The sequence below is a fragment of the Enterobacter sp. fkY84-1 genome (assembly GCF_052974705.1).
Map to the genome: position 1 here is coordinate 2,914,004 of NZ_CP169393.1, position 20,641 is coordinate 2,934,644.

Here is a 20,641-nt window from a genome sequence, read left to right on the forward strand (position 1 = left end):
TTTCAGCGCGGTGCGGGTTCCCTGCACCGCGTTAATTTACATACACCCAGCGCAGCTGGTGCAGCGCCAGTCGTGGGGATTCACGGCCTGGTAAAAATAGCGGTAGCTGGCCGTCTCCAGCGCAATACCCCTCTCGTAGAACATATCCGTCAACCAGTCGACATTCGCTATGATCCACTCATCTTCCTGTAAGCCTTGTGCAAAGGTCTCATCCTCAGGATCAATAACCGAATAGATTCCCCAGGTGCCCATATCTTTTTCGCGGCGGGACTCCGGAAGTATCAGGGGCTGGTTCTGCCAGTGGATTATCCAGTGGCCATGGCACAACAGGTTGCCTCCACGGCTCCATGCCGCGGTAAAAGGATTCTCCCCCGCCATAAAACCCTCACTTTATTTGATAATTTATATTAATTGTTTACGTTACGCCGAAATGTTGCTCAGCAACATTGCCCTCATGTAGTAGGCGGAAGCCTATAAAGGGTCAGAGGATCAATAATGTGTAAAAAATTCATTACACCACTTGTAACGGTGATTTGACGAGTTACAGCTTTTCCCTTACTCTGCGCCGCAGATTTTGTCGCGGTTAAGAAGCGTTGTAGAGGAAAGCGTGAAAAACAGAACTCTGGGAAGTATTTTTATCGTCGCCGGAACGACGATTGGCGCAGGAATGCTGGCAATGCCTCTGGCAGCCGCGGGCGTGGGATTTGGCATGACCCTGCTGCTGCTGGGGACGCTCTGGGCGCTGATGTGCTACACCGCCCTGCTGTTGCTTGAGGTTTACCAGCATGTGCCCGCCGATACCGGTCTGGGTTCCCTCGCGGCGCGCTACATGGGACGCTACGGCCAGTGGATAACCGGCTTCAGCATGATGTTCCTGATGTACGCCCTGACCGCCGCCTACATCAGCGGGGCCGGGGAGCTGATCGCTTCCAGCGTTAACGACTGGTTTGGGTCTGACATTACCCCGGCGACGGGCGCCATCTTCTTTGCGCTCATCGGCGGCGGCGTGGTCTGTGTGGGAACATCGCTGGTGGATCTGTTTAACCGTTTCCTGTTCAGCGCCAAAATTCTGTTCCTGATTGTCATGCTGGTCCTGCTGGCACCGCATGTTCATCAGGTCAATCTGCTGACGCTGCCGCTGGAAAAAGGGCTGGCGCTTTCCGCTATCCCGGTCATTTTCACCTCGTTTGGCTTCCACGGCAGCGTGCCGAGCATCGTCAGCTATATGAACGGCGATATTCGCAAGCTGCGCCGCGTCTTTGTTATCGGCAGCGCGATCCCGCTGATTGCCTACATTTTCTGGCAGCTGGTGACCCTGGGCAGCATCGACTCTTCAACCTTTATTGGCCTGATGGCACAGCACGCAGGCCTGAACGGTTTTCTGCTGGCGCTGCGCGAGGTCGTCACCTCCCCGCACGTGGAGCTGGCGGTACACCTCTTTGCCGACCTGGCGCTGGCAACCTCGTTTCTGGGCGTGGCGCTTGGCCTGTTTGACTATCTGGCCGACCTGTTCCAGCGCCGCAATACCGCCGCAGGACGATTACAGACCGGGGCCATCACCTTCCTGCCGCCGCTGGCCTTTGCGCTGTTTTATCCACGCGGGTTTGTAATGGCGCTGGGGTATGCGGGGGTGGCGCTCTCGGTCCTTGCCCTGCTCCTCCCTTCCCTGTTGGCGTGGAAGAGCCGCCAGCAGCATCCGCAGCAGGGTTACCGCGTGGCGGGAGGAAAACCGCTGCTGTGCATTGTGTTTGGCTGTGGGGTGGTGATTATTCTGGTGCAGGTACTGATTGCGGCGGGAATGCTGCCGGAAGTGGGTTAATGAAAAAAGGGGCTGTCATCAGCCCCTTTTTTATCAGTGCAAACAGCAGCTCTTGAACTTCTTCCCGCTGCCGCAAGGACACGGATCGTTACGCCCAACCTTCGTGCCGTTCACCATCGGCTTCTTCACCTCCGGCTGCTGCGGATTGTTCACCCAGTAGTTATACAAGCGCAGCGCCGCAGGCTGAATACGTTCAATGCTGGCGGTATATTCTTCTTCGGTCAATTCATCCAGCTGGTCGCCGATCTCTTCGCTACCGTGCAGCGCAATCACATCCAGATCGGCCTTCAGCTCGTCCGGCAAGGCTGACCAGTCCGTCAGCGCCACGCCGCGCATGTAGCCGTAGCACCACTCTTCCACTACGGTATAGCTCTCACCGTCAATGTCGTTATAGCCAAACATCGGTTCAAACTGGTCCGGATATTCGCTCAGGCGCTCGGCAATATCGTTCATATGCTTAAAGCAAAGATCGATAAAACGGTTCATCTCGCGATCGTTTTTCCAGCGCGGAATGTATTTCTCGCCACCCCACACCGCCACCAGCCAGGTATCTGGCTCAACGACAACAGGACCGGAAAGCACTGCGGTAAACATGCCGTCCAGTTCAGACACGTCAAGCACGGACGCATCGTCATGACCGTAAGACATTAACGTCTCTTCAAGCCACGCCATTTCGCTTTCATTTAATGGGCCTTCAGTCATCGCTGACACTCCTGATAAAAAGGAAACGATCCTAACACATATCTCACGCCTCTCCGGGCTGAAGTTTAGGTCTTTATTGCTGCAAAAACGTGCAAATCGTGACCTTTGCACAACTTATGGGCTTTATTGTTAACGATATGTGATCTCCGCTGTAATTTCTTCTCCTCCCGCAAGGCGGCATAACGCGGCGCTCTATACTCAAACATGTCACAGGCCCGTCAATGGGTTAACCATTCTGGCAACGTTTTTGCTTAATGTTCTTCGCGCGACGCTGCGCAGGGAAACCTCGCCGTATATGCAGGATGCCGTCTGTATCTTGTTCGTTTAGTGCATTTTGTTCTTGCTCGTGTTTCGGATTGGCTGCGCCGTCGGGCGTTCGGGTTTACGCCGTGGTGCAAAAACCTCTTTGCTAAGGAACATAATAATGTCGCTGAAATTTATCAGAACTCCGCTTTCTCTCGTGTTGGCCGGTTGCCTGGTGACGGCGTTTTCCGCCAGGGCAGATATCGTGATTGGCGTGGCCGGACCGTTCACGGGTCCTAATGCCACCTATGGCGATCAGTACTGGCACGGCGCAACGCAGGCCGCTGAAGACATTAACGCCGCCGGCGGCATTAACGGCGAGAAGATCAAACTGGTTCAGGGGGATGACGCCTGCGAGCCTAAGCAGGCGGTGGCGGTGGCCAACCGCTTAGTCGACCAGGATAAAGTCAACGCCGTGGTCGGTCATTTCTGCTCCTCTTCCACCATGCCCGCCTCCGAGGTTTACAGCGATGCGGGGATCATCGCTATTACCCCCGGTTCAACCAACCCGCTGATCACCGAACGCGGCATGAGCGACATGTTCCGCATGTGCGGCCGCGATGACCAGCAGGGCCAGGTGGCCAGCGACTTCATCATCGACAAGCTGAAAGCCAAACGGGTGGTGATTATTCACGATAAAGACACCTATGGTCAGGGCCTGGCTGACGCCACCAAAGCGGCGCTGGCGAAACGCGGGGTTCAGGATGTGATGTACGAGGGGTTATCCCGCGGTGAAAAAGACTTTAACGCGCTGGTCACTAAGATCGGCGCGCAAAAACCGGACGTCGTGTTCTTCGGGGGCTGTCATCCGGAAGCCGGCCCGCTGGTTCGCCAGATGCGTGAGCAGGGCGTGCAGGCGAAATTCTTCTCCGGGGACTGTATCGTCAACGAAGAGATGGTGACCGCGGCGGGCGGCCCGCAATATACCAATGGCATTTACATGACCTTCGGTAAAGATCCGCGCCTGATCCCGGACGGCAAAGCGGTAATCGAGAAATTCCGCGCCGGTAAATTCGAGCCGGAAGGTTACACCCTCTACTCCTACGCCTCGGTACAGGCGATTGCCGCGGCCTTCAAGGCCACCGGCGGCAAGGACTCTGCCAAAGCCAGCGAGTGGCTGAAGGCCAATTCCGTCGACACGGTGATGGGCAAAAAAGCCTGGGACAGCAAAGGCGATCTGAAAGTCTCTGACTACGTGGTTTACCAGTGGGACGACAAAGGAAAATATAAGGAAGTGGAGTAACGGGACGGAGTCACGCTCAACGTCGATGGGCTCGCCCGTCGGCGCGTAATAAACATCAGGCTGCGCGGCTCGCGCAGCCTATAAAACGAGCGCGCTAAAATGAGTACATTCTTCCTGCAACAGTTAATCAATGGCTTAACGCTGGGTTCCGTCTACGGCCTGATCGCCATCGGCTACACCATGGTGTACGGCATTATCGGCATGATTAATTTCGCCCACGGCGAAGTGTATATGATTTCCGCCTATCTCTGCGCCATTGGCCTGGCGCTGCTCTCGTTCTTCGGCCTGCAGTCCTTCCCGCTGCTGATCCTCGGCACGCTGGTGTTCACCATTGTGGTCACCGGGGTGTACGGCTGGACCATCGAGCGTATCGCCTATAAGCCGCTGCGCAACTCCACGCGCCTGGCACCGCTGATCTCCGCCATCGGGATATCGCTTATTCTGCAAAACTACGCGCAGCTGAGCCAGGGCCCGCGCCAGCAAGGGGTGCCAACCATGCTGGACGGCGTGATTCGCCTGCATCTGGGCGAAGGGTTCGTGCAGATAACCTACACCAAAGTGTTTATTCTGGTGGCCTCGTTTGCCGGCATGCTGGTGCTCACCTGGATAATCAACCGTACCCGGCTGGGGCGGATGTGCCGTGCGGTGCAGCAGGATCGCAAAATGGCCTCCATTCTGGGGATTAACACCGACCGGATTATTTCGCTGGTCTTCGTCATCGGCGCGGCGATGGCGGGCCTGGCGGGGGTGCTGATCACCATGAATTACGGCACCTTTGATTTCTACGTCGGGTTCGTGATCGGCATTAAAGCCTTCACGGCGGCGGTACTGGGCGGCATCGGTTCCCTCCCCGGCGCCATGCTCGGCGGCCTTATCCTGGGCGTGGCGGAAGCGCAGTTCTCGGGCATGGTGAACTCGGACTATAAAGATGTCTTCTCGTTCGGCCTGCTGGTCATGATCCTTATTTTCCGTCCCCAGGGCCTGCTTGGGCGCCCGATTGTGGCTAAAGTGTGAGGGAGAGAATGATGACATCACAGGATTTTTCACTTAAACGCTGCATTCTGGACGCGATTTTCTCCGGGCTGATTGCGCTGATTATCTTCGGCCCCATTGCAGGCGTGGTGCTGGACGGGTACAGCTTTACCTTCGCCGGGCAGCGCCTGGCCTGGATGGTGGGCATTGTCATGGCGGGGCGTTTTCTGTTGAGCGCTTTTTTAGGTACCGCTGCCGGGGCCCGCTTCCAGGCGCGCTTCGAGGCCGACAGCGCGGGCGTTTATGTCCGGCCACCGGATTACAAAAGCCGCATGCGCTGGATCATTCCCCTGGTGATTACCCTTGCGATTTGCTTTCCGTTTGTCGCCACTAAATATGTGCTGACCGTCGCCATCCTCGGGCTGATCTACGTGCTTCTCGGTCTGGGGCTGAACATCGTCGTGGGCCTGGCCGGTCTGCTGGATCTGGGGTATGTCGCGTTCTATGCGATTGGGGCGTACGGTCTGGCGCTGGGATACCAGTATCTCGGCTTAGGCTTCTGGAGCATGCTGCCGCTGGCGGCAATCATGGCCGCCGCCGCAGGCGCCCTGCTCGGCTTCCCGGTACTGCGCATGCACGGTGACTATCTGGCCATCGTCACCCTCGGCTTCGGGGAGATTATTCGCCTGATACTGAACAACTGGCTGACCTTCACCGGCGGCCCCAACGGCGTGTCGGCCCCTCCCCCCACCTTTTTCGGTCTGGAATTTGGGCGACGCGCGAAAGAAGGCGGCGTGCCCTTCCACGAGTTTTTCCACCTGACCTACAACCCGAACATGAAGTTTATCTTTATCTACGCGGTGCTGTTTCTGGTGGTGATGCTGGTGCTTTACATCAAGCACCGCCTGACGCGCATGCCGATTGGTCGGGCGTGGGAAGCCCTGCGCGAAGACGAAATTGCCTGCCGCTCAATGGGGTTGAATCATGTTCTGGTTAAGCTTTCCGCCTTTACGCTGGGCGCGTCCACCGCAGGCATTGCCGGGGTGTTCTTCGCCACCTATCAGGGGTTCGTGAATCCGACCTCCTTTACCTTCTTTGAATCGGCGCTGATCCTCGCCATTGTGGTGCTGGGCGGTATGGGTTCTACGCTTGGCGTGGTGCTGGCCGCCTTTGTGCTCACGGTAACGCCGGAGCTGCTGCGCAGTTTTGCCGAGTACCGCGTCCTGCTGTTCGGCATGCTGATGGTGGTGATGATGATCTGGCGTCCACGCGGTTTGATCCGCATTAACCGCAGCGGGTTTGCCGTGCGTAAGGGCGTCGCACCATGAACGAAACGATATTACGCGTTGAGCATCTGATGATGCATTTTGGCGGGATTAAGGCGCTAAACGACGTCAACCTGGACGTGCAGCGCGGCTCCATTACCGCCCTGATTGGCCCCAACGGGGCGGGCAAAACAACCGTGTTTAACTGCCTGACGGGCTTCTACAGAGCCTCCGGCGGCAACATTTTGTTTAATACCCGCCATAAAACGACCAACGTGATTCAGGTCCTCGGGCAAAAATTCCAGCCCGGCGACTGGATTAACCCCGCGCAGTTCGGGCAGCGTCTTTTCTACAAAATGTTCGGCGGAACCCACCTGGTCAACCGTGCCGGGCTGGCGCGCACGTTTCAAAATATCCGCCTTTTTCGCGAGATGTCGGTCGTAGAAAACCTGCTGGTCGCGCAGCATATGCGCGTTAACCGTAATCTGCTCGCCGGGATCTTAAATACGCCGGCATACCGGCGGGCGGAAAGCGACGCCCTGGACAGAGCCTTTTACTGGCTGGAAGTGGTGGATCTGGTGGAGTGCGCCAATCGCCTGGCGGGAGAGATGTCATACGGCCAGCAGCGGCGACTGGAAATCGCGCGGGCAATGTGTACCGGGCCGGAAATGATCTGTCTGGATGAACCCGCCGCCGGGCTTAACCCGGTTGAAACGCACAAGCTGAGCGGCATTATTCGCTTTCTGCGGGATCATCATGACATCACGGTATTGCTGATTGAGCATGATATGGGGATGGTGATGGAGATTTCGGACGACATTATCGTGCTCGACCACGGCGATGTGATTGCCAGGGGGAAACCCGAGCAGATCCAGCATGATGAAAAGGTCATTGCCGCCTACCTGGGCACGGATGAAAGCGAGGTCTCCCTATGAGCGAACCGCTGCTGGCTTTTCGCGAGGTGGATGTGTTTTACGGCGTCATTCAGGCGCTGAAGCAGGTCTCTCTTGAGGTGAATAAGGGGGAAACCGTGGCGCTGATTGGCGCAAACGGTGCGGGTAAATCGACATTGCTGATGTCCATCTTTGGTCAACCCCGTATCCGCAGCGGGCAGATCCTGTTCTGTGGTGAAGATATCAGCCATCAATCCACCCACTACGTTGCGTCCGGCGGCATTGCGCAGGCACCGGAGGGGCGACGAATCTTCCCCGATATGACCGTGGAAGAGAACCTGCTGATGGGGACCATCCCCATCGGCAACCAGTTTGCGGCTGAAGACATGCAAACCATGTTTGACCTTTTCCCTCGCCTTAAAGAGCGGCGCAAGCAGCGCGCGATGACCATGTCCGGCGGGGAACAGCAGATGCTGGCGATCGCCCGGGCGCTGATGAGCCGTCCAAAGCTGCTGCTGCTGGATGAGCCCAGCCTGGGCTTAGCCCCGATTGTGGTGAAGCAGATCTTCCAGACGCTGCGCGAGCTGGCCCGCAGCGGTATGACCATTTTTCTGGTGGAGCAGAATGCGCACCATGCGTTGAAGCTGTCTGACCGCGGGTATGTGATGGTGAACGGACAGATCCGGCTGAGCGGCAGCGGTGAGGAATTGCTGGGGAATCAGGAGGTGAGGAAGGCGTATTTGGGCGGGGTGTGATGTGATATCTGCCAAATGGGCTTATGCCGTGATGGATCATTTCGGCACATACGGGATAGAAAAATTGGAGGATACGTTAGTCGATATCGCCTTATTATTTGGATTGCTTCCGGCAATTCTTACAGTTTTGTTAGTAAGAAAAATAGTAAAAAGAATGTGATTTATGAGCATTCAGGCTTAGCCTCAAAGGTTTTTTTTGATTCAGAAACGCAAAACCCCTAATCGTTGGATACCCAACTTTCGGGGTTCACTTCATTTCGGTAGTTTCACGATAACGTCGTTAAATAAAACTATCGTCGTCATTGCTGTAGTTGTCATCTTCATCGTCGTTCTGCCAGACGTCGTTATTACTGCCGAACGGATCGTTCTGGTTGAGGAAACGGGTGTCAGAGACGTTATTAACATCGCCGTATTGATTACCGACAAACGGTTCACCACCGACGGGCATTGTCGGCTCTTCGATAATGTTCACGATCTCTTCCGGCCGCGACTGATGGAACATGCTGGTAAGCATCTCAGCAAGCGCGATGCCACCGGCCACGCCAGCGGCTGTCTGGAGCGCGCCAGCCATAAAACCACCGCCGCGAGTAGCTGACGCTGGCGCCCGAGAGTAATCCTGCGCCGGCGGCTGTTGCGGCTGGGCATTCCAGCTGTTGTCAGGCTGCGGGTTACTTTTCCCTCCACCAAACAGGCCGCCGAGGAAGCTGCCGCCCGTCGAGGGTATGCTTTTTTGCGCGGCTAATTCGCTTTCAAGCTCCAGAACCCGGGCCTGCAGGCGTTTCAGCGCCGCTTCCTGAATCAAAATCGACTGCGCCATATAGTAGGGGGCCGCAGGCTGCTGTCTGACAAATTCAGCGATCTGACGCTCTGCATCTGCATCCCGTTGGCTGTTTTGTTGTCCGGCCTGTTTAAGACGCTCGAAAAGGCCGTTGATAAGCTGCTGTTCTTCATATTGCATGACAATAACCTTCCGCTCTCCAGGGTGGATACCAACCAGTTTATCAGCGGCGGCAACCTGTGTCTGGCGAGTGAAATGTTTGTTTAAGATTGGTTGCAGGTTAGCTGACAATCGCCCTGCTTTCCGGGCTTGATATTAGAGAGTTAGGCTTAACGTTCTGGTATGGCAGCAAATATCCGGGCACAGCACGATCGTGATGACGATGAGATACGCTCACTTCGCGCTAAACTGGAGGCACAAAAAAACCACCTTTCGGTGGTTTCACGACACTGCTTATTGCTTTGATTATTCTTTGTTTCCCATGGTAGCCGGAGTGGGACTTGAACCCACACAGCGCGAACGCCGAGGGATTTTAAATCCCTTGTGTCTACCGATTCCACCATCCGGCCAGGGAAGAAAGTGGAGGCGCGTTCCGGAGTCGAACCGGACTAGACGGATTTGCAATCCGCTACATAACCGCTTTGCTAACGCGCCGTAAAACTGTTCAAACTGACACCCGCTGTTGCGCATGTCTTTAATCTGGAGCGGGAAACGAGACTCGAACTCGCGACCCCGACCTTGGCAAGGTCGTGCTCTACCAACTGAGCTATTCCCGCATGTCATCAAGTAAATGTCTAACCACTTGATTTCATTATCGTCCGGCTTGCTGTGCCGCCGTTCGATGCGTTGCATTCTACTGATATGACGTTATGAGTCAACGTTATTTTTTGCATCCCCGGATCGTTTGCTGAAAATTACGGCGAAACGATCACTGATCAAGCAAATCTCCGCGCGCAGCGTTCAAATATTGCAGCATTGACCACAGCGTCAGCACTGCCGCCACCCACAGGAGGCCAATCCCCGCCCACTCAACCCAGGCGTTCGGACGCCACAGCATCCAGACCAGCGCCGCCATCTGCGCCGTCGTTTTCACTTTACCAATCCACGAGACCGCCACGCTGCTGCGTTTCCCCAGTTCCGCCATCCACTCGCGCAGCGCAGAGATAATAATCTCACGGCCGATCATGGTTGCCGCAGGCAGCGTCACCCACCAGGTGTGATAGTGCTCGGCCACCAGAACCATGGCGATAGCAACCATCACCTTATCCGCCACCGGATCGAGGAAGGCACCGAAACGGGTGCTTTGATTCCAGCGGCGCGCCAGGTAGCCATCAAACCAGTCTGTTACCGCTGCAATAAGGAAGATCAATGCGCAGGCAAAGGGTGCCCAGACAACCGGCAGGTAAAACGCCAGCACAAAGAACGGGATGAGTACGACACGAAAAAGAGTGAGCAACGTAGGGATGTTATATTGCATAGTGACGGTAACTATTTGTTGTCAGTAAAATTTAGCTCTATGTTGCTACAGAGCCCTCAATGTTTCAACGAGTAGTAGATCTTTTCTGCCAGCCCTTGCGAAATACCCGGCACTTTTGCAATTTCCTCCATGCTGGCGTTGAGTAATCCTTGCAATCCGCCCATATACTTCAGCAGCATCTGGCGACGTTTTGGCCCCACGCCTTCGATCGTCTCGAGTGAGCTGGTGTTTTTCACCTTCGCCCGTTTTTTGCGGTGACCGCTGATGGCATGATCGTGCGATTCATCGCGAATATGCTGAATGACGTGCAGCGCCGGAGAGTCCGGCGGCAGGCTGAAGCCCTCACCTTCCGGCTCGAAGAACAGTGTCTCCAGACCGGCCTTACGATCGGCCCCTTTTGCGACGCCCAGCAGCAGCGGATGGTTTTTATCCCAGCTGACATCAAGCGATTCAAATACCGCTTTCGCCTGGCCGAGCTGCCCTTTCCCGCCGTCAATCAGGATCACATCGGGGATCTTGCTCTCTTCTATGGCTTTACCATAGCGACGACGCAGCACCTGATTCATCGCCGCATAGTCATCGCCCGGCGTGATGCCGGTGATGTTATAGCGGCGATACTCGGCGCGCAGCGGACCGTTAGCATCAAACACCACGCAGGACGCGACCGTCTGTTCACCCATCGTATGGCTGATGTCGAAACACTCCATCCGTTTCACTTCCGGAAGCTTCAGCAGCGCCGCCAGGGCCGTTAAACGCTGGTGCACCGTCGACTGCTGCGACAGCTTGGTGCTCAGCGCCGTTGCCGCGTTGGTTCGCGCCAGCTTCAGATAACGCGCGCGATCGCCGCGCGGTTTGGTTTGAACATTGACCCGGCGCCCCGCCAGTTCAGAGAGCGAATCGGCCAGCAGGGTTTTATCGTCAAGATTAAAATCGAGCAGGATTTCAGAAGGCAGCGTGCGCATCTGGCTACCCTGCAGATAGAACTGGCCGACAAAGGTTTCCACCACTTCGCCCAGTTCGGTACCGCCAGGCACTTTCGGGAAATAGCTGCGGCTGCCGAGCACTTTGCCCTGGCGAATAAACAGCACGTGCACGCAGGCCATTCCGGCGTCAAAGGCCACGCCGATGACGTCGAGATCGTCACCGGTATTTGAGACAAACTGTTTCTCCGTGACTCTGCGCACCGCCTGGATTTGATCGCGGATACGCGCGGCCTCTTCGAACTCGAGTGCGGCGCTGGCTTTTTCCATCCGCGCGATCAGCTGCGTTAACACCTGATCGTCCTTGCCGGCTAAGAACAGGCGCACATACTCCACCTGCTGGGCATACTCTTCTTCACTCACCAGCCCGGCCACGCACGGCCCCAGGCAGCGTCCAATCTGGTACTGCAGGCATGGCCGCGAACGGTTACGGTAAACGCTGTTTTCACACTGGCGGATCGGGAAGATTTTTTGCAGCAGCGCCAGCGTTTCTCGCACGGCATAGCCGTTGGGGAACGGCCCGAAATATTCACCCTTCGCATGTTTTGCACCACGGTGCATGGCGAGGCGCGGATGGGTGTCTCCGCTCAGAAAGATGAACGGATAGGATTTATCATCACGCAGCAGGACGTTGTAGCGCGGCTGGTAGAGCTTAATATAGTTGTGCTCAAGCAGCAGCGCTTCTGTCTCCGTATGCGTGACGGTGACATCAATATTCTGGATGAGTGAGACCAGCGCTTCGGTCTTACGGGAGGCCAGGTTACTGCGAAAATAGCTGGAAAGGCGTTTTTTAAGATCTTTTGCCTTCCCCACATAGATAACCGTACCGCCAGCGTCATACATGCGATAGACGCCAGGCTGGCTGGTTACGGTTTTCAGAAATGCTTTTGAATCGAACACATCACTCACTGACTTAACAACGTCTCCGCATTACACAAACCATGTCGGATGGCCAGATGCGTCAGTTCGACGTCACCATGAATGTTCAGTTTACTGAACATCCGATAACGATAGCTGTTTACCGTTTTCGGGCTGAGATTCAGCTGTTCCGAGATCTCATTCACCTTCTGACCTTTAGTGATCATCAGCATAATCTGCAATTCACGCTCGGACAAACTGGCAAAGGGTGATTCGGTTTTCTCGGGCTCGATCTGACTCAGCGCCATCTGCTGAGCGATGTCGGACGCAATATAACGCTGTCCGGCAAACACGGAACGGATAGCATTGACGACTTCCTGCGGTGCAGCACCTTTACTCAGGTAACCCGCGGCCCCCGCCTGCATCACTTTCGCGGGCAGTGGATTTTCGGTATGCACCGTCAGCATGATGACTTTGGTGTCTACAAAGGTACGCGCGATTTTGCGTGTTGCTTCAAGACCACCGATACCGGGCATGTTCATATCCATCAGCACCACATCGGCGGAGTGGGTACGGCACCATTTTACCGCATCTTCGCCACAGCATGCCTCACCGGCAACTTTAATACCTTTAATATCTTCAAGAATGCGTCGTATCCCTGCGCGCACCAGTTCGTGGTCATCAACAAGAAGGACGTTGATCAAAGGAAATGTCTCCAGAATAGGGATAACGCTACTGTGTGATAATTTGGTTTATATTAACGGTTTTCCTGACAAGATTAAAACGTTAAAAAACCGGCTATTCGATTTTGCTCTCGTTTTTGGAAATTAGGCTGTACAGGCGGTGGAAAGAGAGCCCGTGCATTCTGGGCTCTTGCAGCTTTTTTTAACCATCTGTATTCAAAAAGTTACAAAAAACGGGCTGGCTTAACCTGCGCAAAAACAGGGTTCAACTTTTTGTAACAATAATTAACGGCAAGCGAACCCGACCTAAACAATTAATAATCATTAAGCGGGTTGAGTTTACCGGTACGATCTGTTTACGCAATTAAACATCAGCGTAAAAGTACGAAAAACAACCGCTGCATTTTTTGCTTCAGCTTGTGGTATACTCCGCCGCCTTGACTTTCGTCGTCGCGCTTTAGCGCCGTTTAATAATGAGGAAAATAAATGAGCACACCTGAATTTGCCACTGCGGAGAATAACCAGGAACTGGCACAGGAAGTAAACTGCCTGAAAGCGCTGCTAACGCTGATGCTGCAGGCGATGGGCCAGGCTGATGCCGGTCGTGTGATCATTAAAATGGAAAAACAAATCGCGGAGATGGAAGACCAGGCTGAATCAGCGGTATTTGCTAACACCGTTAAGCAAATCAAGCAAGCGTACCGCCAGTAACAAAAAACGGCTGGATGCAGTGCATTCAGCCGTTCGCTCGTCTGTCACGCAGAACGTTTTACTGCGTCAAATCAGTCCCGTTGCCGCCGCATAGCACGCGATCTGCGTCTTGTTGGGCGCGTTGAATTTCTTCTGCATATTCTTCTGATGGAAGTTAACGGTATTCTCTGAGATCGAGAGAATGATCGCTATTTCCGCTGACGTCTTCCCTTCCGCAGTCCATTTCAGAATTTCACGCTCGCGCTTGCTGAATTTCATTTCCGGCGGCATGACCATCTCATCGTCAAAACGCATCAGCGAGATTAAGGCCATTTGCACCAGCATTTGCAACCGCAGCTCTATTTCTTCATGGGCTAATGGCCCTTCCTGTACACGCGTACGAGACACGGACAGGAAACCAAGCGCATGATTTGGCAGCATCAGGCACTGCGTTATTCCCGAGCGTAAACCGTGATCCTGGGCGCTGTGCCATAATTCCTGCGCCTCGGCGAATAATGCATCTGTCCAGGGGAGATGGCCCTGAATGAAATTCTGCGGTTTTAAAACCGGATCAATCGCGAAATAGTTCGCGGATTGATATTGCGCCATCCACAACTTTGGGTAAGTGGTTTGCAGGGAGATTTTAGGGCGGGTAAATGGCACGGGATGGCGCACGCAGAGCGCGTAATAATCGAATTCCAGCGCCTGAGTTTGTCGCTCCAGCTCCTGATATACCTCGGCGGCACAGGTCAATTCCTGAAACCGGAGGGAGCAATCCCGTCGCCAGGTGAAAAAGTCTAAATCCTTCATACTTACTAAATGAAGCCTCTGAACAGATAATCATTATTATGGTGAATATAAGCTAACACATAAAACTTTTTTCTAGCCACAAAATATCGGCAATAGCACAATTAACTTTACTATCGATAAGGTTTATCCGATCTGGATGGAATAAAAAAACAGAAGCCCTCGCGCAGAGGGAGAATAATTTGCTCCAGAGTCAATTTCTGGAGCAAATGCGTGCAAAAATGCTACTGCATAAGGAATTTTTCAAGGAATTGACGGGTTCGCGGCTGTTGAGGGTTAGCGAACAGGCTTTTCGCTGGCCCCTGCTCCACAATCCGTCCCTGATCCATAAAGATGGCTCTGTCAGCGACATCGCGCGCAAAGCTCATTTCATGGGTCACGATCACCATCGTACGCTTCTCCTGTGCCAGCTGGCGAATGGTGTTCAGCACCTCGCCCACCAGTTCCGGATCGAGCGCAGAGGTCGGTTCATCAAACAGGATCACGTCCGGGCGCATCGCCAGCGCGCGCGCAATCGCCACGCGCTGCTGCTGCCCGCCCGACAGGCGACGCGGATAGCTGGTCTCTTTCCCCGCCAGCCCGACTTTGGCGAGCAGTTCGCGAGCCCGCGCGGTCGCTTCCTCTTTAGGCTCACCTTTGACGATCACCGGCCCTTCGATGATGTTCTCCAGCACAGTACGATGCGGGAAAAGGTTGAAGTTCTGGAAAACAAAGCCGACATGCTGGCGCAGGCGGCGAATCAACCCTTTCTGCTGGCTGATGGATTTCCCGGTATCAATCGTGATCTCCCCGACGCGGATGGTACCGCCTTCCGGCTGTTCAAGCAGGTTAATGCTGCGCAGCAGCGTCGTCTTTCCCGAACCGCTCGGTCCAATAATCGCCACCACTTCGCCCTGCTCGACTTCCAGATCGATCCCGTGGAGCACCGTTTGACCGTGGAATTTCTTCACCAGGTTTTTGACGTCAATTGCACTCATTTTGGATCACGCTCCTGGCGGTTAAGCTGGTTTTCGAAATAGTTTTGCAGAGCAGAGAGCACCGTCGCCATCACCCAGTAAATTAGCGAGGCGGCCAGATACATGGTAAAGACCTCAAGCGTACGGGAGGTGATGAGCTGTGCCTGACGGAAAAGCTCCGGAACCTGAATCGTTGCCGCCAGGGAGGTATCTTTCACCAGGCTGATAAAGCTGTTGCTGAGCGGCGGAAGCGCCACGCGCGCCGCCTGCGGCAGAATGGCCCGGCGCAGCGTCTGCCAGGGCGTCATCCCGATACTGGCCGCCGCTTCCCACTGCCCTTTGTCAATGGAGGAGATGGCCGCACGCAGGGTTTCGGAGGTGTACGCCGCGGTATTGAGCGACAGGCCAATCATCGCCGCCGGAATCGGATCCAGCTCGATTCCGAACTGCGGTAAGCCGTAGTAGATCATAAAGAGCTGGGCGATAAGCGGCGTGCCGCGAAACACGGAGATATAAAAGCGCGCCAGCCAGCGCACCGGCAGGACAGGCGACAAGCGCATTAAGGCCAGTATAAATCCCAGTACCAGCCCAAAGAACATCCCGCCAATACTGAGCTGCAACGTAAATACCGCACCTTTCAGCAGATACGGCAGAGAATCAATAACAAGTTGAATACTTTCTTGCATTATTATTTTTCGACCTGATTTTTAAACGTGAGGATGGTAGGCAAACAGCGCAGGCGCTCCGCCGGTATGGACAAATAAAATCGGCCCTTCATCCTTAAAGCGTTTTTGCGCAATGCCGTCGATCAGTCCGGCCATCGCTTTGCCGGTATAGACCGGATCGAGCAGTATGCCCTCGAGGCGCGCCAGCAGTTTCACCGCTTCCATTCCCTCTTCGTTCGGCGTGCCGTAACCCGGCGCAAAATAGTCATCCCAGAGGAGAATATCGGCCGTGGAATTCAGCTCCAGCTGCTCTGCGACCGCCTGCTGTAGCGTAACCACTTTCGGCTTCTGATCCGCCACGCTGCGGGACACCGTCACGCCAATCAGTTCGACCTCGGGAAGCAGTTGCTCCAGCCCCACCGCCAGCCCGGCATGGGTGCCCGCACTGCCGGACGCGACCACGACGGAGGAGAGACTCACCGCCCCCTCGCACTGCTGCGCGATTTCCAGCGCGCTTTCCACGTACCCCAGCGCGCCCAGCGCATTCGACCCGCCGACGGGAATAACGTAGGGGCGAAAACCCTGCGCTTCCAGACGCGTCGCCAGCTCATCGAGCTGGGCGGTCGGGTCGGTCAGCGCGTCAACCATCTCAACCTGCACGTTAAACAGGTCTAACAGCAGGCGGTTACCGTTGGTGAGATAGTTTTCAGCCCGCGTGCCAATCGGGTTTTCCAGCAACGCCACGCAGTGGAGCCCAAGCTTCGCCGCCACGGCCGCCGTCTGGCGAACGTGGTTGGACTGGATGGCCCCGGCAGTGATGAGCGTATCCGCACCTTCGCGCAGGGCGTCCGCCGCCAGAAACTCCAGCTTGCGCAGCTTGTTGCCCCCCATCGCCATGGGCGTCACGTCATCACGCTTAATAAAAATATCGCGCCCTAAATAATCAGAAAATCGCGGGAGATACTCCAGCGGCGTCGGCGCGCCGATGAACTCCAGGCGGGGAAAGCGCGTTAAATTCTGTAGTGACATGGATGCTCCGGTAACTCAGACAAAATGTGATATTTTTCATTATGCACGCAGACGCGTAAGAAATAAAAAAGGCGCTTTTAAAAGCGCCTTTTTTTACGTCAGAAACTTATTTCGTGACGTCTGCCCCGAACCACTTCTCGGAAAGCGCCTTCAGGCTACCGTCTTTTTGCATGTCAGCAATCGCGGAATCAATCGCTTTCACCAGGTCTTCGTTACCTTTACGAACGGCCACGCCGGATTCCTGACGAGAGAACGCATCACCCGCTACCGCCAGGGTGTTGTTAGTTTTCTTCACCAGATCCAGTGCTGCCAGGCGGTCAACCAGAATGGCGTCGGTGCGGCCCACGCGCAGATCCTGGTATTTCGTCGGGTCATCATCATAAGTACGGATATCCACGCCCTGAACGTTCTGGCGCAGCCACTCTTCGTAGTTGGTTCCCAGACCGACACCGACTTTCTTCCCTTTCAGGTCCGCAGCCGTTTTGATGGTGCCTTCGTTGCCTTTCTTCACCAGTGCCTGAATACCGGACACGGTATACGGGGTGGAGAAGTCATACTTCTTCTTACGCTCGTCAGAGATGGTGACCTGGTTGATGACCACGTCAATACGTTTCGAATCCAGCGACGCCAGCATACCGTCCCATTTGGTCGGTTTCAGGGACGCTTTCACGCCGAGGTGTTTTGCCAGCTCTTCAGCAAACTCCACTTCAAAACCGGTCAGCTTACCGTCATCGCCCTGGAAGCTGAACGGAGGATAGGTACCTTCCAGCCCGACCAGCAGCGTACCGCGCTCTTTTACTTTATTCAGCAGGTTTTCTGCGGCGAACGTTTTCACGCTCATGCCCGCAACCAGCGCAACGGCCATAACACCCATCAGCGCCTGACGACCCAGAAGTGCAAATTTCATAAATACCCCGATATAGTGGAATTTTTACGTAGTGTAGAGAAATCGCCTGCAACGTCAAAGGCGACTGCGCTACATCTTATTCTTTTTTAATATATATCAGAAGTTGTTCCGGCGTGGGCTTTCTGCTTTATGGCACCCGGCATTTGTACCTTATATTGTGCGTACTTGCGCAGCGCAATCCGGTAGTTGTTGGTGCTGGTCGCAGGCAGCCACGGCTCCAGGTTCTCGTCGAGATAACCGGTTTTGAGCAGATCGCGAGAAATGTTGTTCACGGTCAGATGTTGCCCGAGGCGGCGCAGGCGAACCACGTATTCGCGAACGGTGCCGTGGCTCATCTCCGTTTGTTCAAACAGGAACTGCTTGAAGCCGATAATGTCGAAGAAGTCGCTTTGCTCTTTGCAGTGGAGATCGCCACAGAAACGGCAAAGCGCCACCCACTCTTTTTGCTCTTCGAGCCATGCTGCTTCGTCCATCAACGTGTCGAGGCGAGAAATCGCGATCTTATTGACGATTTCGCCGCGGCGAACCAGCGTGATACGATCGAGTAACTTGTTACAGTGGGCGCAATGCGTCTGGCTGTGTTTAAAGTCTTTCAGGTAGCGGCTTAAAGGCCGTCTTTTAGATTGCTGCACCGTCATGATAACTCCTGGTTGTCAATACGTTGTGCGGCATTTTTAAGGTGAATCAATCACCTATAACTTACCCAGCTTGGTTCGTAAGCGTTTAATGGCCTGGCTGTGCAGCTGGCTCACCCGCGACTCTCCCACCTCCAGAACAGCGCCAATCTCTTTGAGATTAAGCTCTTCCTGGTAATAAAGGGTCAATACCAGCTGTTCGCGTTCAGGCAGAGCTTCAATAGCTTCCATGACGCGCTGGCGTAAATTCCCTTCCATTAAATGGTGTAACGGGTTTTCTTGCTGGTGCTCATCCGTCACCAGCTCGATGCTATCGCCATGCTCTTCTCGCCACTCGTCATAAGAAAAGAGTTGGCTATTATTGGTATCGAGCAACATCTGACGATACTCTTCAACAGCAATGCCAAGACGATCCGCCACTTCGGTTTCCGTTGCGTTGCGTCCCAGTTCCTGTTCCAGCTGCCCCATCGCATGCGCCACTTCGCGTGCGTTGCGGCGAACACTGCGCGGTACCCAGTCACGGCTGCGCAGCTCGTCCAGCATCGCACCACGAATACGCTGAACTGCGTAAGTCGTAAATGCCGTTCCTTGCAGAGCGTCGTATCGGTCAACTGCATTCAATAACCCGATACCGCCCGCCTGTAGCAGATCGTCGAGTTCCACGCTCGCCGGCAAGCGCACCTGGAGGCGCAATGCTTCGTGACGCACCAGCGGGACATAACGCTGCCACAGCGAGTGTTTATCCATTACACCTTCAGCGGTATAGAGTGAATTCACGATAAACAGCCCTGCGTTAGTTGAGTTATCGGCATGATTATCCGATTCTGGAGGGGTTTTAATCGGGAGAATAGTGGGTGAAATGGGGGGTTATTTGGGGTAATAAAGACACCAACAGATTGTAACCCTTTGTTTTATATTGAAGTTGTTATTTTTTAGTATCAATCCTGGCAGCAATTTGTAGCTGACGCGGGATTCCCCCCCCAATAAAAAGGCTCTTTCGTTACGTCTTGCTTTAATATATCTGTTACAACCCTAATGCCAACACACATTTTATTGAAGAAAGACCCGCTTTTTCCAATCCGCTAATTAACGAGAAAAAATGACGGCTATTCGTTCCCTGAGAGGTCTCGCTCATGGTTTATATTAGGCCCAAAGTATTAATTCAGGCATCCTGGCAGTTAAGAAAGCAAGGTTGCGGCGAGACTCAGTCAGCCTTTAGAGCGTTGGGGATAAGATGAAACTAGCAATTTATGGCGCAGGTGGCCTTGGCAGAGAAGTGCTCGAACTCGCACAAGAGATAAACGCTACGGAATCGCGCTGGGATGCTTTGTGTTTGGTCGATGATAATCCCCAATTTGATCAATTAAACAGTTATCCCATTGTTCCCCTAAACGCTCTCATACCCGACGAATGTGAAATAGTTATTGCTGTTGGCGAACCTTCACTGCGCCGCACCCTCGGACAGAGGGCCTTTGAGGGCGGGTTTCGGCTGGCCACGCTTGTCCATCCCAGTGCGCGCCTGAGCCGATCCTGTACCCTCGGAGAAGGATGCGTTATTAGCTATGGTGCATTCATCTCTTGCGACACCGTCATTAGTCGCAATGTGCATCTTCAGCCTAATGCCAGTTTGGGACATGATTGCCATATAGGGCAGGACTCAATTATCTCTTCTTATGCCAATCTTGCTGGTAAATGCAGGATCGGCGAACGCGTCTTTATTGGTATGAACGCCGTTATCCGTGAAGCCACAGCCATTGGTGATGACACTATTATCAGTATGGGGGCCGCCGTTTTTAACGATATCGCACCCACAATGATTGTGATGGGTAATCCAGCGCGGGCGATTCGTCCGAATATAGATAATAAAGTATTTAAGTAGACCCAGTTTTTGGACGCTCAAAAAAGCATGTACTTTTGGACATAATCTGGGCACCTAATACATTTTTAAGTATTAAGAAATTTACTCGCATATTGGAGAAAAATGATGTCAAACCTGGAAACTTACAACCGCATCTTCACTGAAACCTTTGAAGTTTCAGAAGATATTTTGTCTGACTATAAATATCAGGATACACCATCCTGGGACTCAGTTGGTCATATGACCATGATTGCATCACTTGAAGATGCATTTGACATCATGATGGACACGGATGACATTATTGAATTCGCATCCTGGGAAAAAGGCAAAGAGATCCTGAAAAAATACGATGTAGAAATTTAGGGC

General features: G+C 54.1%; 23 protein-coding genes and 3 tRNA genes. 10 read left to right on the forward strand and 16 right to left on the reverse strand.

Annotation, left to right across the window (positions count from 1 at the left end; genetic code table 11):
* Positions 1-36: 36 nt before the first annotated feature.
* Positions 37-378: a hypothetical protein gene (locus ACEPLT_RS13995; RefSeq protein ID WP_023325536.1), complete on the reverse strand. Its 342-nt coding sequence runs from the start codon at positions 376-378 to the stop codon at positions 37-39.
* 229 nt (positions 379-607) lie between these two features.
* Here ACEPLT_RS13995 and tyrP point away from each other — a divergent pair, with 229 nt between their 5' ends.
* Positions 608-1,819: a tyrosine transporter TyrP gene (gene tyrP, locus ACEPLT_RS14000; RefSeq protein ID WP_206805299.1), complete on the forward strand. Its 1,212-nt coding sequence runs from the start codon at positions 608-610 to the stop codon at positions 1,817-1,819.
* Between the two features lie 33 nt (positions 1,820-1,852).
* Here tyrP and ACEPLT_RS14005 read toward each other — a convergent pair whose 3' ends face one another.
* Positions 1,853-2,521, reverse strand: a complete 669-nt coding sequence (locus ACEPLT_RS14005) for a YecA/YgfB family protein (RefSeq protein WP_023293977.1) — start codon at positions 2,519-2,521, stop codon at positions 1,853-1,855.
* 424 nt (positions 2,522-2,945) lie between these two features.
* Here ACEPLT_RS14005 and ACEPLT_RS14010 point away from each other — a divergent pair, with 424 nt between their 5' ends.
* The 5 genes from ACEPLT_RS14010 to ACEPLT_RS14030 all read left to right on the forward strand — a co-directional run bounded on the left by ACEPLT_RS14010 (position 2,946) and on the right by ACEPLT_RS14030 (position 7,952).
* Entirely contained in the window at positions 2,946-4,067 is a 1,122-nt protein-coding gene (locus ACEPLT_RS14010; protein WP_008500398.1) for a branched-chain amino acid ABC transporter substrate-binding protein, read from the forward strand.
* A gap of 99 nt (positions 4,068-4,166) precedes the next feature.
* Positions 4,167-5,081: an ABC transporter permease subunit gene (locus ACEPLT_RS14015; protein ID WP_008500397.1), complete on the forward strand. Its 915-nt coding sequence runs from the start codon at positions 4,167-4,169 to the stop codon at positions 5,079-5,081.
* Positions 5,082-5,092: 11 nt separating this feature from the next.
* The gene (gene livM / locus ACEPLT_RS14020; protein ID WP_126348856.1) at positions 5,093-6,367 is read left to right on the forward strand and encodes a high-affinity branched-chain amino acid ABC transporter permease LivM; all 1,275 of its coding nucleotides are present in this window, start codon (positions 5,093-5,095) and stop codon (positions 6,365-6,367) included.
* Positions 6,364-7,239, forward strand: coding sequence for an ATP-binding cassette domain-containing protein (locus tag ACEPLT_RS14025; RefSeq protein ID WP_046092823.1), 876 nt, complete (start codon positions 6,364-6,366; stop codon positions 7,237-7,239). Before livM ends, ACEPLT_RS14025 begins: the two co-directional genes overlap by 4 nt.
* Positions 7,236-7,952, forward strand: a complete 717-nt coding sequence (locus ACEPLT_RS14030; RefSeq protein WP_008500393.1) for an ABC transporter ATP-binding protein — start codon at positions 7,236-7,238, stop codon at positions 7,950-7,952. The genes ACEPLT_RS14025 and ACEPLT_RS14030 overlap by 4 nt, the downstream gene beginning before the upstream one ends.
* A 280-nt stretch (positions 7,953-8,232) precedes the next feature.
* On the opposite strand, the gene ACEPLT_RS14035 is transcribed toward ACEPLT_RS14030, so the two are convergent.
* From ACEPLT_RS14035 to uvrY, 7 genes are all read right to left on the reverse strand, one after another.
* Positions 8,233-8,910, reverse strand: a complete 678-nt coding sequence (locus ACEPLT_RS14035) for a DUF2076 domain-containing protein (protein ID WP_232928678.1) — start codon at positions 8,908-8,910, stop codon at positions 8,233-8,235.
* A gap of 302 nt (positions 8,911-9,212) precedes the next feature.
* Positions 9,213-9,299, reverse strand: a tRNA-Leu gene (locus ACEPLT_RS14040).
* Between the two features lie 11 nt (positions 9,300-9,310).
* Positions 9,311-9,384, reverse strand: a tRNA-Cys gene (locus tag ACEPLT_RS14045).
* Positions 9,385-9,430: 46 nt separating this feature from the next.
* Positions 9,431-9,506, reverse strand: a tRNA-Gly gene (locus ACEPLT_RS14050).
* Between the two features lie 152 nt (positions 9,507-9,658).
* Positions 9,659-10,207: a CDP-diacylglycerol--glycerol-3-phosphate 3-phosphatidyltransferase gene (pgsA, locus tag ACEPLT_RS14055; RefSeq protein ID WP_008500348.1), complete on the reverse strand. Its 549-nt coding sequence runs from the start codon at positions 10,205-10,207 to the stop codon at positions 9,659-9,661.
* Positions 10,208-10,263: 56 nt separating this feature from the next.
* Entirely contained in the window at positions 10,264-12,096 is a 1,833-nt protein-coding gene (gene uvrC, locus ACEPLT_RS14060; RefSeq protein ID WP_008500347.1) for an excinuclease ABC subunit UvrC, read from the reverse strand.
* On the reverse strand, positions 12,093-12,749 hold the full coding sequence (uvrY, locus tag ACEPLT_RS14065) for a UvrY/SirA/GacA family response regulator transcription factor (RefSeq protein ID WP_008500346.1): 657 nt from the start codon (positions 12,747-12,749) through the stop codon (positions 12,093-12,095). The genes uvrC and uvrY overlap by 4 nt, the downstream gene beginning before the upstream one ends.
* 386 nt (positions 12,750-13,135) lie before the next feature.
* On the opposite strand from uvrY, the gene ACEPLT_RS14070 reads away from it, so the two are divergent.
* Both ACEPLT_RS14070 and ACEPLT_RS14075 read left to right on the forward strand, forming a co-directional pair.
* Positions 13,136-13,189 carry a hypothetical protein gene (locus ACEPLT_RS14070; RefSeq protein WP_418885776.1) on the forward strand — a complete coding sequence of 18 codons (54 nt, stop codon included), beginning with the start codon at positions 13,136-13,138 and terminating at the stop codon, positions 13,187-13,189.
* A 25-nt stretch (positions 13,190-13,214) separates the two neighbouring features.
* A complete protein-coding gene (locus ACEPLT_RS14075; protein ID WP_008500345.1) occupies positions 13,215-13,439 on the forward strand; it encodes a DUF2594 family protein in 225 nt (74 codons plus the stop codon).
* A gap of 66 nt (positions 13,440-13,505) precedes the next feature.
* Here the strand turns inward: ACEPLT_RS14075 and sdiA are convergent, their stop codons facing one another.
* The 7 genes from sdiA to ACEPLT_RS14110 form a co-directional block, all read right to left on the reverse strand.
* The gene (gene sdiA, locus ACEPLT_RS14080; protein ID WP_032675117.1) at positions 13,506-14,228 is read right to left on the reverse strand and encodes a transcriptional regulator SdiA; all 723 of its coding nucleotides are present in this window, start codon (positions 14,226-14,228) and stop codon (positions 13,506-13,508) included.
* A gap of 221 nt (positions 14,229-14,449) precedes the next feature.
* Positions 14,450-15,202, reverse strand: a complete 753-nt coding sequence (gene tcyN / locus ACEPLT_RS14085; protein WP_008500343.1) for an L-cystine ABC transporter ATP-binding protein TcyN — start codon at positions 15,200-15,202, stop codon at positions 14,450-14,452.
* Positions 15,199-15,867: a cystine ABC transporter permease gene (gene tcyL, locus ACEPLT_RS14090; RefSeq protein ID WP_008500342.1), complete on the reverse strand. Its 669-nt coding sequence runs from the start codon at positions 15,865-15,867 to the stop codon at positions 15,199-15,201. Before tcyL ends, tcyN begins: the two co-directional genes overlap by 4 nt.
* A gap of 21 nt (positions 15,868-15,888) precedes the next feature.
* Positions 15,889-16,875, reverse strand: a complete 987-nt coding sequence (gene dcyD, locus ACEPLT_RS14095) for a D-cysteine desulfhydrase (RefSeq protein ID WP_032675118.1) — start codon at positions 16,873-16,875, stop codon at positions 15,889-15,891.
* A 106-nt stretch (positions 16,876-16,981) separates the two neighbouring features.
* Positions 16,982-17,782: a cystine ABC transporter substrate-binding protein gene (gene tcyJ, locus ACEPLT_RS14100; RefSeq protein WP_021240470.1), complete on the reverse strand. Its 801-nt coding sequence runs from the start codon at positions 17,780-17,782 to the stop codon at positions 16,982-16,984.
* An 86-nt stretch (positions 17,783-17,868) separates the two neighbouring features.
* A complete protein-coding gene (gene fliZ / locus ACEPLT_RS14105; protein WP_008500339.1) occupies positions 17,869-18,420 on the reverse strand; it encodes a flagella biosynthesis regulatory protein FliZ in 552 nt (183 codons plus the stop codon).
* Between the two features lie 54 nt (positions 18,421-18,474).
* Entirely contained in the window at positions 18,475-19,194 is a 720-nt protein-coding gene (locus ACEPLT_RS14110; protein WP_008500338.1) for an RNA polymerase sigma factor FliA, read from the reverse strand.
* Between the two features lie 457 nt (positions 19,195-19,651).
* Between ACEPLT_RS14110 and ACEPLT_RS14115 the strand changes: the two genes are divergently transcribed.
* Both ACEPLT_RS14115 and ACEPLT_RS14120 read left to right on the forward strand, forming a co-directional pair.
* A complete protein-coding gene (locus tag ACEPLT_RS14115) occupies positions 19,652-20,296 on the forward strand; it encodes an acetyltransferase (protein ID WP_023325549.1) in 645 nt (214 codons plus the stop codon).
* Between the two features lie 105 nt (positions 20,297-20,401).
* Positions 20,402-20,638 carry a hypothetical protein gene (locus ACEPLT_RS14120; protein ID WP_032676038.1) on the forward strand — a complete coding sequence of 79 codons (237 nt, stop codon included), beginning with the start codon at positions 20,402-20,404 and terminating at the stop codon, positions 20,636-20,638.
* The last annotated feature ends 3 nt before the right edge of the window (positions 20,639-20,641 follow it).